Source organism: Ekhidna sp., from assembly GCF_965221965.1.
Taxonomy (GTDB): domain Bacteria; phylum Bacteroidota; class Bacteroidia; order Cytophagales; family Cyclobacteriaceae; genus Ekhidna.
This window is the reverse complement of the sequence record NZ_OZ244926.1, coordinates 907828-925630: the sequence shown is the minus strand read 5'-3', so window position 1 is coordinate 925630 and position 17803 is coordinate 907828. Positions and strand designations below refer to the sequence as shown.

General features: G+C 44.5%; 15 protein-coding genes. 1 reads left to right on the top strand and 14 read right to left on the bottom strand.

The features are described from left to right. The first annotated feature begins 31 nt into the window (after positions 1 to 31). A complete protein-coding gene (locus ACOQON_RS04605) occupies positions 32 to 1147 on the top strand; it encodes a glycosyl hydrolase 53 family protein (RefSeq protein WP_420577754.1) in 1116 nt (371 codons plus the stop codon). A gap of 151 nt (positions 1148 to 1298) precedes the next feature. Here the strand turns inward: ACOQON_RS04605 and ftsZ are convergent, their stop codons facing one another. From ftsZ to mraZ, 14 genes are all read right to left on the bottom strand, one after another. Next, complete coding sequence (gene ftsZ, locus ACOQON_RS04600; RefSeq protein WP_420577753.1) at positions 1299 to 2855, bottom strand: cell division protein FtsZ; 1557 nt, start codon at positions 2853 to 2855, stop codon at positions 1299 to 1301. Between the two features lie 71 nt (positions 2856 to 2926). Next, positions 2927 to 4219 carry a cell division protein FtsA gene (ftsA, locus tag ACOQON_RS04595; protein WP_420577752.1) on the bottom strand — a complete coding sequence of 431 codons (1293 nt, stop codon included), beginning with the start codon at positions 4217 to 4219 and terminating at the stop codon, positions 2927 to 2929. A gap of 171 nt (positions 4220 to 4390) precedes the next feature. Beyond that, positions 4391 to 5149 (bottom strand): cell division protein FtsQ/DivIB, encoded by a 759-nt coding sequence (locus tag ACOQON_RS04590; RefSeq protein ID WP_420577751.1) that lies wholly within the window; start codon positions 5147 to 5149, stop codon positions 4391 to 4393. Continuing rightward, positions 5142 to 6536, bottom strand: coding sequence for a UDP-N-acetylmuramate--L-alanine ligase (gene murC, locus ACOQON_RS04585; protein WP_420577750.1), 1395 nt, complete (start codon positions 6534 to 6536; stop codon positions 5142 to 5144). Before murC ends, ACOQON_RS04590 begins: the two co-directional genes overlap by 8 nt. Before the next feature lie 142 nt (positions 6537 to 6678). Beyond that, positions 6679 to 7761, bottom strand: a complete 1083-nt coding sequence (gene murG, locus ACOQON_RS04580) for an undecaprenyldiphospho-muramoylpentapeptide beta-N-acetylglucosaminyltransferase (protein ID WP_420577749.1) — start codon at positions 7759 to 7761, stop codon at positions 6679 to 6681. Between the two features lie 26 nt (positions 7762 to 7787). After that, positions 7788 to 8939, bottom strand: a complete 1152-nt coding sequence (locus tag ACOQON_RS04575) for an FtsW/RodA/SpoVE family cell cycle protein (protein WP_420577748.1) — start codon at positions 8937 to 8939, stop codon at positions 7788 to 7790. Then, complete coding sequence (gene murD / locus ACOQON_RS04570; RefSeq protein WP_420577747.1) at positions 8936 to 10315, bottom strand: UDP-N-acetylmuramoyl-L-alanine--D-glutamate ligase; 1380 nt, start codon at positions 10313 to 10315, stop codon at positions 8936 to 8938. Before murD ends, ACOQON_RS04575 begins: the two co-directional genes overlap by 4 nt. After that, positions 10315 to 10683 (bottom strand): hypothetical protein, encoded by a 369-nt coding sequence (locus ACOQON_RS04565; RefSeq protein WP_420577746.1) that lies wholly within the window; start codon positions 10681 to 10683, stop codon positions 10315 to 10317. The genes murD and ACOQON_RS04565 overlap by 1 nt, the downstream gene beginning before the upstream one ends. Continuing rightward, positions 10683 to 11858 carry a phospho-N-acetylmuramoyl-pentapeptide-transferase gene (mraY, locus tag ACOQON_RS04560; protein ID WP_420577745.1) on the bottom strand — a complete coding sequence of 392 codons (1176 nt, stop codon included), beginning with the start codon at positions 11856 to 11858 and terminating at the stop codon, positions 10683 to 10685. Before mraY ends, ACOQON_RS04565 begins: the two co-directional genes overlap by 1 nt. Positions 11859 to 11992: 134 nt before the next feature. Beyond that, entirely contained in the window at positions 11993 to 13444 is a 1452-nt protein-coding gene (locus tag ACOQON_RS04555; RefSeq protein WP_420577744.1) for a UDP-N-acetylmuramoyl-L-alanyl-D-glutamate--2,6-diaminopimelate ligase, read from the bottom strand. After that, a complete protein-coding gene (locus tag ACOQON_RS04550) occupies positions 13444 to 15543 on the bottom strand; it encodes a penicillin-binding protein (RefSeq protein ID WP_420577743.1) in 2100 nt (699 codons plus the stop codon). The genes ACOQON_RS04555 and ACOQON_RS04550 overlap by 1 nt, the downstream gene beginning before the upstream one ends. 126 nt (positions 15544 to 15669) lie before the next feature. Then, positions 15670 to 16032 (bottom strand): FtsL-like putative cell division protein, encoded by a 363-nt coding sequence (locus tag ACOQON_RS04545; protein WP_420577742.1) that lies wholly within the window; start codon positions 16030 to 16032, stop codon positions 15670 to 15672. 81 nt (positions 16033 to 16113) lie between these two features. Further along, complete coding sequence (rsmH, locus tag ACOQON_RS04540) at positions 16114 to 17031, bottom strand: 16S rRNA (cytosine(1402)-N(4))-methyltransferase RsmH (RefSeq protein ID WP_420577741.1); 918 nt, start codon at positions 17029 to 17031, stop codon at positions 16114 to 16116. Between the two features lie 156 nt (positions 17032 to 17187). Beyond that, positions 17188 to 17631: a division/cell wall cluster transcriptional repressor MraZ gene (mraZ, locus tag ACOQON_RS04535; RefSeq protein WP_420577740.1), complete on the bottom strand. Its 444-nt coding sequence runs from the start codon at positions 17629 to 17631 to the stop codon at positions 17188 to 17190. Between the last annotated feature and the right edge of the window lie 172 nt (positions 17632 to 17803).

Here is a 17803-nt window from a genome sequence, read left to right as displayed (position 1 = left end):
ATAAATGAACCAAATCAAAATTCTGACAGATATGAAAAAGACATTTGTTCTGGCACTATTAGTCATTATGATCGGCTTGCTTCTTAGCTGCAGCAATGATGAAGGACCCACTACAGGTGATGAGGGCTTTTTCAGTGAATACTCAAGCCGAAACTTTGAAATGGGATTTAGCACTTGGGCCTATGCACCTACTGTGGCTTCCGTTGACAACACCTACGACTTCATCAGTAGCAACGCAGATGTTTATTCTGAACATTTGGATCTAAGTGTTCCCTGGGATGCCTGGATGAACGATAAATCACTTCCTGCTGAGTTTACTAACGAAATCACCTCACGGAAAAACCGAAAACTACCGAATGCAAAGTTGGCTCTTTCTGTGAGTCTTCTGAACAACTCAAGAAATGAACTGGCTACTGATTATGATGGCTCTACTCCAACGTACACAGCGTTAAATGATCAAGCCATTGAAGATGCATACTTTAAGCATCTAGTACACATCAGCAATGAGTTGAATCCTGACTATCTCATTGTAGCTATCGAAGGCAATGAGCTTCTGATACATGATCCGAATAAATGGGAACAATACAAATTGCTCATGACAAATGTACGCTCTCGGATCAAAGCAGAGTTCCCCAACTTACCTATTTCAGAGTCCATTACGTTGCATAATTTGTATAACCCTACAGTGGACAACCCTGATGACTATATTGAAGAAGTTGTAACTTATGCCAACTCCCTCGATTTTGCAGCGATCAGTTTCTATCCATTTTTTAAAGGATTAAATGATAAAGAAGGATTTCAGGATGCATTTGATTTTCTTCATGAAAAGATTACCAAGCCCATTGCATTTGCAGAGACGAGCCATCTGTCAGAAGACCTGACTGTAGAATCATTTGACCTATTCATTCCCGGTAATGAAACCGAGCAACAAGACTACCTGGAAACCCTCCTAACAAATGCTCAAGAAGAAAATTACATGTACGTCATCTGGTGGGCTCACCGTGACTATGATGAGCTTTGGGAGACCTTTCCTGAAGAAGTAAAAGATTTAGGTAAGCTGTGGATTAGTACTGGAATCGTGAACGAGGATGGAAAGGAGAAGGAAGCGTTGGATTCGTGGGAAACAGCTTTTTATGTAAACAATTAAGCCCCGACCATAGCCGGGGCTCATTCTTGGCAGAATACCGGATCCAGTCCGGCATGTATGACTAACACCTACTGTTAACCATTTTCTTATCTCATTAGTAAGGCAATGAGATCCCGTCTCTCCGGACGGGATGGACTAAAGTCTGCGACTTTTAGTCCACATTATCGTGTAAAAACTTATTGTTACCTAAAATCTGATTTTCCTCATTCAGATTGTACTTTGAAATATTTCGTTCCGAAGAATGAGGGGTATTCTGAAGCTGAATCTTCTTCCGTTCATACGCAGGCACATCCAGTCGTTCTTTGAATTCCTCTGTTGGCATTTCACACTTCTTATTGTTGAACATCGCCTCTCGTTCCGCTCGTTCCTGCGCAAGCTTCACCTGCTTGGAGCTTGGAGTTGCATGGAACGCATCGGAGATGTTCACATCGTCCTCATGTACTTCTTCCTCTTCCTCATGATCAAATCCATCAGTGAAATCAAACTCAAAAGAGCGTTGCTCTGGCTTCTTTCGTCGCTGCTCCTCTTCTTCCACTTCACGCTTGATCTCATCTTTCAACGAGCTGAACTCATAGTCCCAGTCTTCTACACCATCCTTATCACTCTCTTCTTCAATTTCAAACATGAAGTCAGAAGTGTTACCACGCTTCTTTGTCTCATCTATTTCTCTTTGTGAATCAAGATCAAATCGTCTGGCTTCTTCCTCTTTGGATATGTACTCTCCATTGTCATCAATTTTACCGAATCCAGTCGCAATTACTGTCACACGGATGTTTTCTCCTAGTGAGCTATCAACACCGTGACCGAAGATCACTTCGGCGTTATCACCCGCATATTCCTGGATGTAATCGGTAATGTCTGTCAGCTCATCCATCTGCAGCTCTGCTTCCTCACCAGAGATGATGGAAAGCAAAATTTTCTCTGCGCCGTAGATGTCTTGCTGGTTCAATAGTGGCGAGTTCAGTGCCTCTTCTGCTGCTCTTCTCGCTCGATTATCACCGATCGTTTTGGCCGATCCCATCACTGCAGGTCCGGCTCCTTTCATCACGGTCTTAACATCTTCGAAATCGACGTTCACATAACCCGGAACCGTAATGATCTCTGCAATACCTTTCGCAGCAGTGGTCAATACATTATCTGCTTGCGCAAAAGCATCGCTGATGGAGAGGTTTCCATAAATCTCTCGCAGCTTATCATTCATGATCACAAGGACGGTATCACAGTACTTTTTCAGTTCCTTGATTCCTTCCTCAGCTGCAGCCATCTTTTTCTTTCCTTCAAAAGCAAATGGAGCGGTGACGATACCCACGGTAAGGATATCTAACTCACTGGCTACCTGAGCGATCACCGGCGCAGCGCCAGTACCGGTACCACCGCCCATTCCTGCGGTAATAAAGACCATCTTCGTGTCTTGCGAGAGTAGGTCACGAATCTCTTCTTTGCTTTCGATAGCGGCATTTTTGCCACGTTCAGGGTTTGCCCCTGCTCCCAACCCACTGGTCAGGTTTGTTCCTATCTGTAGTTTGCTTGGAACCGCACTGCTTTCCAGCGCCTGATGGTCCGTATTGCAAACCACAAACTCTACATCCCGGATTCCCAGGCTGTACATGTGATTAACAGCGTTGCTGCCGCCACCACCTACACCCACCACCTTAATGATGGATTTATGATGTGACGGTAAGTCGAATTGATACATATTTTCTGCCATAATTGTAAAAGTTTTGAGTTCAGAGTTTCGAGTTTAGAGCCGTCTCGCAGCTCGTAACTGGTGACTCGCAACTAGTTTATTTTATCATCAAAATCATCGATTAATAACCCTTTGGTCTTCTCCAGAATATTGGAAAAAAACTTGTTCCCGGGCTTCATTTTCTTTTTATCTCCTTTGTAAGAAGGTACCTCAGAATATCTTGCCTGACGAATGTCCAAAGCTTTAAATCCTGATAGCACCAACCCTACTGTTGTTGCGAACATTGGGCTCTTTGCTGCATCCACCTTGCTTCTGCCCAGGTGCTCGTTTGGATAACCAATTCGTGTATCCAGTCCGGTCATGTATTCGAACAACTGACTCAGATTGGTCAGCTGAGAACCACCTCCTGTCACTACGATACCTGCCGCCAGCTTCTTATTAAAGCCGGAGCTAATGATCTCAGTGTGTACCAGCTCGATGATCTCCTCCATTCGTGCCTCGATAATGTGAGCGAGGTTCTTGATGGATATCTCTTTAGGCGGTCGATTTCTCAAACCAGGGATCGATACGATCTCGTTGGGGCTGGCTTCTTCAGAAATCGCCTTTCCAAATTTCGTTTTTAGGAGTTCCGCCTGATGTTCCATCACCATACAGCCCTGCTTGATGTCAGATGTAATGATGTTACCACCGAAAGGAATCACAGCCGTGTGTCGGATGATATTCTCATAGAATACCGCCACATCAGTAGTGCCGCCTCCTATATCCACCAGGCAAACGCCTGCCTCCTTCTCCTCATCGCTAAGAACAGATAAGCTGGACGCGAGTGGTTCCAAAATGAGATTCTCAATCTGGAGCCCAGCCTTCTTCACACACTTGTTTATATTGTTGATTGCGTTGGTCTGAGCGGTAATGATATGGAAATCAGCTTCCAGCTTCACACCGGTCATCCCTACAGGATCCATGATACCATCCTCATAGTCTACGATATAGTCCTGTGGCATCACATGGATAATTTCGCTTCCCGGAGGGGTGACAATGCGGTGCATATCGCTATTGAGACGCGCCAGATCCTCGATGGTGATTTCTCCATCTGTGTCTTCTCGGGTGATACCTCCATGATGGACTGCACTCCGGATGTGCTGACCTGCAATGCCGACATTCACGACTCCAATATCAATACCAGACTGGTCACTTGCTTCAGCAATTGCTTTCTCTATTGCGCGTACGGTCTTATCAATATTGGTGACGATACCACGGATCACACCATCGGATACTGCCTTACCCATGCCCAGTATCTCGAGCTTTCCGTATTCATTTTTCTTACCTACAATGGCACAAATCTTTGTCGTGCCAATGTCTAGTCCAACGATGATTTTATCTTCCATAATATTTTTATTTCTCGGTGATTAAACTTGATTCCGTCATTCCCGCGTAGGCGGGAATCTCAAAACATCCCCCTGCTATCACTTCTCCCTCACACACCCCCTTCAAAGGGGGAATAGATCCTGAAACAAGTTCATGATGACATTCTAAAATGATATTTCCAACCATGCAGGTCATTCGCATATAATTTGATTCTCAAACTTCAGATTTACCCGGTCATAGGTGTTCCAACCTTTCTTGGGCAAGATTTCTTTATAGAAAGTCATCAACTTTGAAAACTTTCGTTCCAAATCCTCAGGCTTCCCAAACTCAACAACCTGCTTCGTTACCTGTGGATACAGTTCTATCTCTCCATCCTTTTTGATGAAGATATGTGCAATCTGGGCCCGCCAGAATTCATCTTTTTCAATGAATGTCAGCAGGTCAAACACCTGCTTTCCAAACTTGCTTTCATCCAGGTTTTTCTCCCACATAAACTCAAACTCGGTCTCCATTAAGGGTACCCGTGCCGTATGCTTTGCATTCACAGGAAGCACTCTGCCATCAGAATCAATATATCTGTCCTTTTTTCCGTCTATGAACAGACGCGCAATCGGCTTACTCTGCTCTACTTTCACCTGCAGGTTTCCTTTCAGATCCCTGTACACCTGTGCCTCCTTTACAAATGGGTTTGCTTCCACACGCTCTTCCAATACCTTCGGATCAAGCTTACCCATCTCTACACCGATCACATAGTCAGCACTTTTGTCTGTTAGCAGATCTACCACTTCCAGCTGATCAGTGAAGAAGTTTCCTTCCTGATCCAGAATCTCCACTTTCACCTCTTCCACCTCACGGCTATTGTTTTTGATCCCTGCAAAAGCAATCAAGGAAATCAACAGCAAGCCGCTAAAGGAGTAGATCAGTATGTTTTTCCTTTCTTCCTTACTCATCTTCGTCAGGTTTAGGGTTGAACTTATTTTTCATATACTCGGCAATCTTTGGGACCTCACGGTCAATATCACCTGCACCGATTGTGCAAACAATATCCAGATTGTGATTCTCAAGCTCATCCAATAAGTGTTCTTTTGCCACAATTACCTTCTTATCATTCTCCATCAAATCATAGATGGATTTAGAAGAAACCCCTTCTATCGGCTCTTCCCGCGCCGGGTAGATATCCAGCAGGATTACTTCATCTGCTTTATCCAATGCTTCCGCAAACCCCTTCTTGAAATCATTGGTACGGGAGTACAGATGTGGCTGAAAAATCGCCGTGATTTTCCGATTCCCTGCCAGTGTTCTCACTGACTTCAGGAAAGCTTCTATTTCTTGCGGATGATGTGCGTAATCATCAATTAAAGTCGCATGTGGACTTCTGAAGACATACTCAAATCTTCTTTTTACTCCTTTATAGGACCTAAGAATCTTTCGGATCTCACGTCCTTCCATCCCAAGGTCTACAGCCACAGTAATTGCAGCGATTGCATTTTCTACATTGTGATATCCGGGCACTTCCAAATGGATATCGGAGATTTTTTCCATTCCGTACCGATAGGTGAAGACAAAAGCCCCATTCACGACTCTAAGCGCATCGGCCACTGCATCTCCATTGCGGATCGCATAGGAAATGTATTTGTTACCGGGATTGATTTTATATCCTGCCTCAGAATACATCAACACCTTTCCATCCTTAGGCGTCTTCTTCACAAACTCTTCGTAAGTATCCAGCATGGCTGTCTCATCCCCATAGATGTCCAGGTGATCCGGGTCAAGCGAAGTGATGATCGTATAGTTTGGATTCAATTTCATAAATGACCGATCGTACTCATCAGCCTCCACTACTACAGGTGCCTTATCATCCCCAATGATCAGATTGGTTCCGGTATTCGTCATAATTCCACCAACAAAGGCTGAGCAACCTTTTCTTGAATGACTCAACAAGTGAGCAATCATGGAAGTGGTTGTTGTTTTCCCGTGTGTGCCGGCCACCGCAATCGTGAAATGATTTTCTGTGATCATTCCGAGCACTTCTGATCGTTTCAGAACCTCAAAGCCATTGTCACGGAAGTAATTCAACTCCAAATGATCCTTAGGAATGGCCGGGGTGTACACAATCAGTGTGCCTTCCTTCGTCAGGAATTTATCATCAATGAGGTCCAGCTGATCTTCGTAATGGACATCAATCCCCTCCTCTACCAGTTTTCTGGTGAGATCGGATTCTGTCTTATCATAACCGGCTACCGATATTTTTTTTGCATGAAACCAGCGAGCGATTGCACTCATACCGATACCGCCGATACCGATGAAATAAGCCTTATTTACTTCTTTGAGATTCATGATTGATGTTTGGTTTTATACATCCTCCTGCTTACACACGAATCCAACACACCACCGCATCGTCGAACCGCCTTCAAAGTGGAAATAGATCCTTCGCTGCGCTCAGGATGGCAAAATTGAACTATATGTTCTCCAGCTAATTTCATTTATCAACCAATTTTACCACTTCGTTTGCAATATCCATGGCTGCATTTTCATGTGCCATGTCTCCAATATTCTTTGACAGTTTTTGCTGTCGGTCTTTATCTTTCAATAAAGCAATGGCTTCATCTATCAGCCGTTCCATGGCTTCATTATCCTTTACCATTTCAGCAGCATCATTATCTACTAATGCTTTCGCATTGATGCTCTGATGATCCTCTGCCACATTTGGGGATGGGACAAGGATGGAAGGCTTACCTGTAAGCATAAGCTCAGCTATCGAAAGTGCACCCGCCCGAGAAATAACTACATCTGCACAGGCATATGCAAAATCCATCTGGAAAATGAAATCCTTAAGGACTACTTTCCCTCCTTTACCCTCTGCTCGTTCCTTCATTTCATTATGATAGTAGCCTCCACATTGCCAGATCAATTGAATGTCTTCCTTTTCCAACTTATCCAGACCACCTAATACGCTTTCATTTAAAGTGCGTGCTCCTAAACTTCCTCCAATCACCAACAGTGTTGGCTTAAATTCTTCCAGTTCAAAATGTCTGTAAGCCTCACCTTTTCGGTTTGGATTTAATTTGATTGTGCTCCGCACAGGGTTGCCTGTCACCACTAATTTCTCTGCAGGAAAGTATTTTTCCATTCCCTCATGAGCAACACAGATCGTTCTGGCTGACTTTGACAACCATTTATTCGTGAGTCCGGCGTATGAATTTTGCTCCTGAATCAATGTTGGAATGCCTTTCTTTCCAGCCACGTACAGCAATGGGCCGCTGGCATAGCCACCAACGCCTACTACCACGTCAGGATTGAATTTCTTGATCAACTTAGACGCTTGTCGAATGCTTGATAGAAGCTTAAATGGAAACATCAGATTATCGGGAGAAAGCTTCCTTTGGATTCCACTGATCCATAGCCCCTCGATCTCAAAACCAGCTTCAGGCACCTTCTTCATCTCCATCTTCCCTTTGGCGCCTACAAACAGAATCTCCACATCCTGAAGCATCTCTTTCAATGCCTGAGCAATGGAAATAGCCGGATAGATGTGGCCACCTGTTCCGCCTCCACTTATCATTATGCGATATGTCCGTTCCTGTTCGATTACGCTGCTTCTTTATATTGATTTCCTATACTTCCGCCGAATTTGTCTATCTCTCCTCTGCTCACACTGAGGATGATACCCAATGCAATACCAGCAAAAAGCTGAGAGGTACCTCCCATGCTAATGAAAGGAAGCGTTAGTCCGGTGACCGGACCTAAGCCTACTGCAACACCCATATTTACCAGAGCCTGTATTACCAAAGCGAAACTGAGCCCTGCGGAGAGTAGACCTCCGTATGCCCGATCGTTCTGCTCAGCGGCTTTCATTCCCCGATATAATAAAGCGAGGTAGAGAAATAATATCAGGACACCTCCAATCATTCCGTATTCTTCTAAGATGATTGCATAGATAAAATCAGAGTATGGATGCGGTAAGAAATTTCGTTGATCACTCTGTCCGGGTCCTTTGCCGATCACGCCACCGGAAGCGATAGCAATGTATGCCTGCTTTGCCTGATAAGGTGTGTCATTATTGATGTAGTCTTCTACCCGCGAAATAGCTGTACCTCCTCTTTGTCCGACCATGAAAGCGACCGATCCAAAAGACATGCAAATCACTACCAGCATAGCCAGGTATTTCACTGGCACTCGTCCGATGAAAAGGACTAACATGCAGGTCAGGAATAATAGGATCGCTGACGAGAAATTGGTCAATGCGATAAGCCCGCAGATTAACCCAATCCAAAATAGCATCGGCACAATCGCTTTTTGAAAATCATCAATAGACTGCTGACGTTTGGAAAGCATACTCGCGAGTGTTACCAATAGAGCCAGCTTCGCAAGGTCAGAAGGCTGGAACGCCTGGTTGATCACCGGGATGGTTAACCATCTGGATGCTTCGTTGATGTTCGTACCAAACATCCAGGTAAACAAGAGTAGTGGCACACAGAGCCATAGAACAAGGCGAGAAATTTTAGAGTAATAACGATAATCGATGCGGTGAGCTAGCCAGATAGCCATTAAACTCACCACCACCAAAACCGAGTGCTTGATCAGATAATACTCCGTGTGTCCATCCCTCATTTTGTATGCCAGGCTGCCGGTAGCACTATACACAACCAAAATGCTAAATAGTGAAAGGATCAGCACGATGAACCAAATCACCGGGTCTCCTTTCAGATTTCGATATGCCCAATTTTTTACTTCATTCATGCCTCTTTCGCTTTTAATGTCTTAGCTAGCTTATTTACAGCTCGTTTGAATTTGTCACCACGATCTTCATAGTTGTTGAATAAATCGAAGCTGGCACAGGCAGGAGATAGCAACACTACATCTCCCTCTTCTGCCCACTCATGAGCCTGGTGTATGGCCTTCTTCACCGAGTCCACCTCTGCTATTTTTTCCAATCTGGTTCCAAAGAATTTGGTCAAGGCGCTGTTATCCTTACCCATACAGATCAGTCCTTTCACCTTCTTTTTCACCAGTTTTTCGATCTGTGAGTAATCGTTTCCTTTATCGATACCACCTGCAATCCAGATAATGTCTCCTTTTACTCCGTCGAGTGCATAGTAAACTGAATCCACATTGGTAGCTTTTGAATCGTTGATATAAGCTGCACCGTCAATCTCCTCCACAAACTCCAGCCGATGCGGCGCATTTTTGAAGTTTTTTAATCCTTTCAATACTTTCTCAATCGGCACCTCCATACAAAGTGCACTCAATACAGCTGCCATGCTGTTGACCATGTTGTGTTTTCCTATTAGTGAAATCTCCGAAACAGGAATCTGATACTCTGAGGCGTTCTGCTTAAACTGAAAATTGAAAATCAGGTGCTCATCTTTGAGGTATGCACTCAACTTGTTATTGTTTGAGGCCGACATGGCAAACATGCTCGCTTCAACCTTTCTTCGACTGATTTCCTCAGTTACCGGCTCAGAATCTGCACAATAAATGAAAGCCTGCTCATTCGTCAGATTCTCAATGATTCTGAATTTCGAAGAAACATATTTATTGAAATTGTACTCATACCGATCCAGGTGATCCGGAGTGATATTTAGAAGCACTGCCACGTCCGGACGGAAATTCTCAATACCATCCAGCTGGAAGCTACTGACCTCCACCACATAATAGTGGTATCCTCCCTCTGCCACTAGTGCCGCCAGACTTGTACCAACATTTCCTCCTAATGCTACTTTGTACCCTGCTGTTTTCAGCAAATGATAGGTGAGCATAGAAGTCGTAGTTTTACCGTTGGTACCGGTAATGGCGATGACTTTTGCTTTGTCAATGAATCGGTAAGCAAATTCTATTTCAGAAATGACAGGTATGCCTTTGTTTACAGCTTTTTGAACAAGTGGAGCCGAATCCGGGATTCCCGGACTTTTTACTATCAGTGAAGCCTCCATGATCAGCTCTTCTGAGTGGCCACCTTCTTCAAAATCTATTTTCTGACTTTTCAGGGTCCTTCTACGGTCTGGTGCCAGATTTCCCCCGTCAGAAAGGAATACATCATAGCCCTTTTGACGAGCAAGTATGGCAGCTCCCACGCCGCTCTCACCTCCACCCAATATGACTATGCGTTCATTCATTATTCTTCCTCTTTTACCTTTCCGTCTATAATCACATCAAAGCATTTTGAATAGATCGACATCAAGTCGTATCCGTCTTTCAAAAAGTCATTGATCAAACTGATCTTCTGCTTCTTATTGGCTAGCTCAAGCTGATCCAGAATGAAAAGCACTTCGTCTGTTTCATCTTCCAGCTGACCCATTATCTGATTGAAAATCATTTCCGAAGGAGCCTTTAACAACTTCAAAAACTGATCATCAATTTTTCTCATGCTTCGAATGAGCATGGAGGTTGCCTGTACTAGTGTACCGGAGGGAATCAATTCGGAAAGCTGCACCGCACCCTTCTGGAATTTCTCGTTCAATTCATGGATTTGTGTTACTGTCATTATCTGATTTTTAGCGTTGCAAGTGTGAAAATGGCTAAGAGAATCCCCACGGTCCAGAAGCGCGCCACAATCTTGGCCTCATGAAGCCCTTTCTTTTGATAATGGTGATGGAGAGGCGACATCAAAAAGATGCGTCTTCCTTCGCCAAATTTCTTCTTGGTGTACTTGAAATAAGACACCTGTATTATCACCGATAGATTTTCGATGACCAGGATCCCACATAAAACAGGGATCAACAATTCCTTTCTGATGACAAAAGCCAACACGGCGATGATACCTCCAAGCGAAAGACTACCGGTATCTCCCATAAATACCTGCGCCGGATACGAGTTGTACCATAAAAAACCAATGCATGCCCCAACGAAAGCCGTACAAAAAATCACTAGCTCGCCCGAGTTCGGGATAAACATGATATTCAGGTAGTTGGCGAAAATAGCATTACCAGACAGGTAAGCTAGCACTGCAAGTGTCAGCCCGATAATTGCACAGGTACCTGCTGCTAAACCATCCAGACCATCGGTAATGTTGGCGCCATTAGAAACAGCCGTAACGATGAAAATGACAACTGCTACGTACAAGACCCATGAATAATCGGAGAGAAATTCAGGTACCAACCATTCGTAGTTAAATTCATTGTTAGCGACAAAAGGGATCGTAGTAAGTAATGTACTTTCATCCTTAAATGCTTCACCTGAGAAGTCCCGCACAACTATGTCATCATGAAATACCATGACCAGGCCGACAAGCAAGCCCAGGCCAATCTGACCAATGATCTTAAACTTTCCTCGAAGGCCTTCCTTGTTTTCTTTTTTTACCTTCAGATAATCATCAAGGAACCCAATGGAGCCCATCCACAACGCTGAAATAATCAAAAGGATGATATAAATATTACTCAGGTTAGCGAACAATAAAGTAGGTATCACAATCGCGGAGATGATGATGATTCCTCCCATCGTAGGTGTCCCTTTCTTCTCAAGCTGACCTTCAAGGCCAAGATCTCGTATCGACTCGCCCAACTGGTATCGACGAAGCATATTGATCAGTCGCTTACCAAAAGTGATCGTGATCAGCAAAGACAGCACTGCTGCCATTCCCGCACGGAATGAGATATACTGAAACAGTCCCGCTCCGGGGAAGTCTATTTGATTGAGATATTCAAATAAGTAGTTCAGCATCTTTCGATTTTAGATTTGTTTGATGTTAGATTAGACATCCCCCTGCATCCGCACAGCCCAGCACACCCTCGAATCGTCGAACCGCCTTCAAAGGGGGATTTAGTTCTTGAGATATTTTCAAAATCTATTTTCATTTAATTCAATAGCTCTTTTAGTACCTCTCTATCATCGAAGTGATTTCTCACTCCATTTATCTCCTGATAGGTCTCGTGACCTTTTCCTGCCACCAAAATGATGTCCTGGTCGCTGACCAAATTGCAAGCAGTTCTTATTGCTTCTTTTCTGTCCGTGATGATCATTACATTTCGTTCCTTGGACTTTGGTATTCCCTCTTTCATGTCCTCCAAAATCTGCTGAGGATCCTCTGTTCGTGGATTGTCAGAAGTCAGAATGATCTTATCACTGAATCGTGCGGCTATTTCTGCCATCTTCGGACGCTTGGTCTTGTCCCTGTCACCGCCGCACCCCACTACCGTAACCAACAATTCGTTTTTCGTCCGTAGGTCATCAATGGTTTGAAGCACATTTTCCAGAGCATCTGGCGTGTGTGCATAGTCCACGATCGCCATTACATTGGACTTGTTTTCAACCTTTTCGAATCGGCCACTTGCACCTGTAGTCGTGGATAGCCCACTAAGCACATCTTCTTTTTCTTCTTCCAGCAACACAGCCACTGCATAGGCAGTTAGCAGGTTGTAGGCGTTGAATTCTCCGATGAGTTTAAACCAAACGTCAACTCCGCTAAAATTCAATTCTAATCCCTGCAGTGTATTATGAATGATTCGAACTTTAAAATCAGCCATCGACCGGATACCCATTCGATGTTTGGTAGCTTTCGTGTTCTGTAGCATCACTGTGCCACGTTTATCATCCACATTGACCAACGCAAATGACTCGGATGAGAGACCATCGAACAGCAGCTTCTTCGCTGCGATGTACTCGTCAAAGGTTTTGTGATAATCCAGGTGATCATGCGTGATATTCGTAAATACACCGCCGGTGAAATGAATACCTGCAACTCGATGCTGAACCAGGGCATGGGAGCTTACCTCCATAAATGCATGCGTACAACCGCTATCGACCATTTCAGCCAAAAGCTGGTTAAGTTGTACCGCATCCGGTGTGGTAAAGCTGGTGTCTAAGATCTTATGGTTAATCTTATTCTCTACAGTTGAAAGTAAGCCCACCGTATAACCCAGGTTTTGGAAAAGCTCATACAGCAATGTGGCACAAGTGGTCTTGCCATTGGTACCGGTAATGCCTACAAGCTTCAGTTTTTCTGACGGTCGTCCATAAAAGTTTGAAGCGATAACACCCAAAGCTTTTGCCGAATTATCGGTCTGAACGACAGTTATATTTTCATCAATATTCTTTGGAACATGCTCACACACGATAACATTAGCTCCTTTTTCCAGTGCAGCTTCAATGAAGTCATGACCATCTACCGTCAGTCCTTTTACAGCCACGAACAAAGAGCCCTTTTCCACCTTACGAGAATCAAAAGCAACGCCAGTAACCACTTCATCCCGGTTTCCGGTGATAGACTTAAGCGAGACACCAAACAATATGTCTTTTAGTGTTTGCATCAGCTTAGTTGAAGTTTAATGGTTGAACCTTTGGTTAACTTGCCTCCTGGTGTCATGGACTGAGTAGCCACACGTCCTCTTCCTTTCACCTGCACTTCAAGTCCCAGATTCTCGAGCACATAGATCGCATCCCGTAGTGTCATGCCTCGTACATCGGGTACTATTTCATATTTCACGGGATTTCCTTTCCAGTAAACAGCATCATTGATGACATCTGTTTTTACCCACTCAGACTCAGACTTAGCATGATTGGAAATACCAAGCTGGTTGCAGATCATTGTAAGTTCCTCTCGCTTTCCTGCTTTGATGTAAGGGAAAACTCCGGTCATATAGGTACGTTCTTGTGTTCCAATCTCATGCATATCCAACTCAAGCGAGTAGATTTTATCTGCGATTTCTTTGAAAACCGGAGCTGACACATCACTGCCGTAGATCTGGTACCCTTTCGGATTGTCAATCACCACAATGCAGCTGTAGCGTGGAGCCTCTGCCGGGAAGTAACCGGCAAATGAGGTATAGTACTCACGCACGTATCTACCATTTCTTACCTTCTTAGCTGTCCCCGTTTTTCCAGCAATTTTGTAGTGACTGTGGTTGATGTTTTTGGCTGTGCCTCTTTCCACAACCCCTTCCATCATCAGCTTCACTTTTCGTAATGTCTCTTTGGATGCAATTCGCTCATTGATGATCTCGGTATCAAATTCTTCCACCATCCGATCGGCTTTCATCACGCCTTTCACAATCATCGGCTTCACCATCTTGCCATTGTTGGCCACTGCATTGTAGAGCGTCAACATTTGCAGGGGCGTCATCTTGAGCTCATAACCGTGTGACATCCACGGAAGGGAAACACCACTCCAGGTACTATCAGATGGATCCTTTATGTATGGTTTGCCCTCTCCTACCATCTGAAAATCAAGCGGTTGGTGAAGGTTCATGCGTTTCAGGTAATTGATGTATTTCTCAGGCTCATTGCCGAAGTAGCGAGAAATCAACTTCGCCACACCAATGTTGGATGACTTTTCAAATACTTCCTGAACAGTCAGCGTACCAAAGCCCTCAGGGGTATGATCCCGCATGGTTTTGTCAAAAAACTCCAGTTTACCATCGCCGGTATCAACCGTATCGGAAAGCTTAATGTCTGTTTCTTCAAGCAGCGCAATCATGCTTGCCAATTTGAATGTAGATCCAGGTTCGCGTGAGCCTTGACTACCTACCGCATAATTGTATCGTTCGTAGTAATCACCCTGGCTATTTCGACTCAAATTAGAAATCGCTTTGATCTCTCCGGTTTTTACTTCCATCACAATGGCCACTCCATAGTCCGCATCGTGCTTTTGAAGCTCATCCAGTAAAGCTGATTCTGTTACATCCTGCAGATCCACATTAATGGTAGTCTGGATATCGTATCCATCCACCGGGCGTCTTTCGGTACCGTCATAAATAGGCCTCCAGCCGCCTCCGGCCATTTTTTGGTACAATCCCTTGCCGTTGATTCCGGCTAGCTGTTTGTTGAAGCTGTACTCCAATCCTACCACGCCACGATCATTCGCATTCACACTGCCAATGGTCCGAATTCCTAAATGGGAGAAAGGCAGAAAGCGCTTTTCTACCTTTTCAAAAATCACCCCACCTTTTAGACGCCCTTCCCGGAAGAGCGGCCAGTGTTCCATGTTCTTTTTGTCCTGGTAGCCGATTTCTTTTCGATTGAGGGTTAGGTATCGACGACCATCTTTTCGTGCCCCGTCAATCTTCCGCTTGTACTGGGTAGGGCTTAAGTCACCATAATATCTTGAAAGCAGGTAGCAAAGCGAGTCGATGTTGTTTTTATATAATCCATTAGAAGGTAAGTACGGATCAATCGCCAACCGGTAAAACGGAAGCGAGGTAGCTAACAAACTACCATCATCCGCATAGATGTTACCGCGCGTCGCTTTGACGTTCATGACCTGCATGCCCAGAGTTTCGCCCATGCTTCTCCACTTGTCTCCTTCCACGTACTGGACTTTAGCAATGCGGAAAATCACTGCTCCCGCCACCAAAAAGGTGAGCAAAAAGGCGATTCTTACGCGTAATACTATGTCTCGTTTTATGCTCATGATAAGGAACTGATTTTACATCCCCCTGCCATCGCACGGTCAGCACACCCCCCTTCCAAGGGGGAATCCATTCTGCCACCAATCTCGGAATCAAAGAATTTGCTATCCACTCGATATCGTATTAGACTAATTTTCAACTTCTCTGATCAATACCGGTGATTCTTTGGTCTCTTCTAATCCGAGCTCTGCTGCTCGTTTTGCTACCTCTGATTGCTTACTTTCATACATGAAATCCGCTTTCAGGGTCGTATAGTCTGCTCTCAGGTCTTCAACTTCTGTTTCCAGATCGTTGATGTCCCGTATTTTCTTCTCTGCGTAGTGGCGGTTGCCGATGTACAACAGACATAGAAAGGCCAGAAATAAAATTTGGGGAAGAAAACGCACGTGTATCACCTCGCTCATGGATGAGTCCATGCGTAGAAAGCGATTGATGAGACGGAATAAGCCTCCTCGCTCTTCTCTTTGTGGTAATTTGTAGGTGTTCTTCATTTTAGTTACGAGTTTATAGTTGCGAGTTGCGAGCGTGTTTCAAGAAAAACTCTCGAAACTCATAACTCGTCACTCAAAACTTTATCTCTTTCTGCCAATACGCAGCTTAGCGCTTCTCGCTCTGCTGTTTTCTTTAATTTCTGCCGCTGTGGGAACGATGGGCTTTCGGTTCACCGGGTCTAATACCCTGATTGGATTCCCGTAAAAGTCCTTTTCATCGACCCCTTTAAAATTTCCTTTGTTAATGAAGTTCTTAACCGGCCGGTCTTCCAATGAGTGATAACTCATCACCACGAGTCTGCCTTCTGCCTTTAGCACCTCGCCTGCCTGTGTCAAAAACTCCCTGAGTGCTTCCATCTCCTCATTTACCTCAATCCGAATGGCCTGAAAGACCTGTGCGAGGTATTTGAGATCCCGACCTTTAGGAGCGTTCTTCATTGCAATAGCTTTCAATTGCTCGTTGGTCTCGATGGGCTGGTTCATCCGGAAATTCACAATCTCTCTTGCGAGTGTTCGCGCATTTCTGATTTCCCCATATGCACTCAAAATATGTATCAGATCCTTTTCCTCGTATTCGTTGACTACTTCCCTGGCGCTTTTAGCTGCGGCCTGATCCATGCGCATATCCAACACACCTTCTGCCCTGATGGTGAATCCACGCGATGGTTCATCAAACTGATGGGAGCTAACTCCCAAATCCGCCAGGATACCATCCACTTCCGTGATGCCATGTAGCCTGAGAAATTTTTTCAGGTATCTGAAATTTGATTCAATGAATGTGAAAGAACGTTTGCCGGCTTCTTCTGCCAGCTGTTGTGCATTTTGCTCAGCATCTTTGTCCTGATCAAAAGCAATGAGGTGGCCGGTTGTCAATCGATCGAGTATCGCTTTGCTGTGACCGCCACCTCCGAAGGTCACGTCTACGTATACTCCATCTGGTTTTATGTCTAATCCTTCCAGACACTCTTTCAGCATCACCGGATTATGGTATTCGCTCATCTTTTTATCCTCCCCCTTACCCCCTCCAGAGGGGGAAATAAGCCTCTTTCAAAACAGTCATTCTGAACTTGTTTCAGAATCTTTCGTGTTTCCTGCCCCGAATTGCCATAGATTCCGAAATAAATTCGGAATGACGTTCTAGGGTTATTTCCGACACTATTCATCCAGGAACTTCTGTGCCAGCTCTGAGTATTCGCTATCGTCACTGATCATGTGCTTATCAAATACCTCAGGATTCCACATTTCTATATAGTTGCCCGTGCCGATGAGGAGTGCTTCCTTGTCTATCTGTGCATGAGCGAGCATCTGTTTCGGGATCAGGATGCGGTTGGCGCTATCCAGCTCCACCTGTGCGATGCTCCTGAAAAAAGTCCGTTTCAACTTTCGCTGCTCCGGATCGAATTCACTCAATGAAGAGATCTTGTGGTGTATTTTTTTGTACTCCACCATCGGATACAGAATGAGGTTCGGCTCGAATCCCTTCCGTATCACTAGTTCTGTAGTGGAGACCTCCGGGAGGTTGTTCTTGATCTTTGCAGGCAAGACCAACCTCCCTTTAGTATCCAACTTACACTCATATTCGCTTGTAAAAAACGCCATACTGAGCCTTGAAAAATATAAACCACCGAGACAAATGTAATCAACTTTTCCTATTTTCCTCCACTTTCCCCCACTTTCATACACAAAATTTAAAATATTGCGTATTTGACGTTTAAATCAATGATTTTAAGCTGAAAATGAAGCTTCTGTGAATGAGTGAGTTATGTGAACC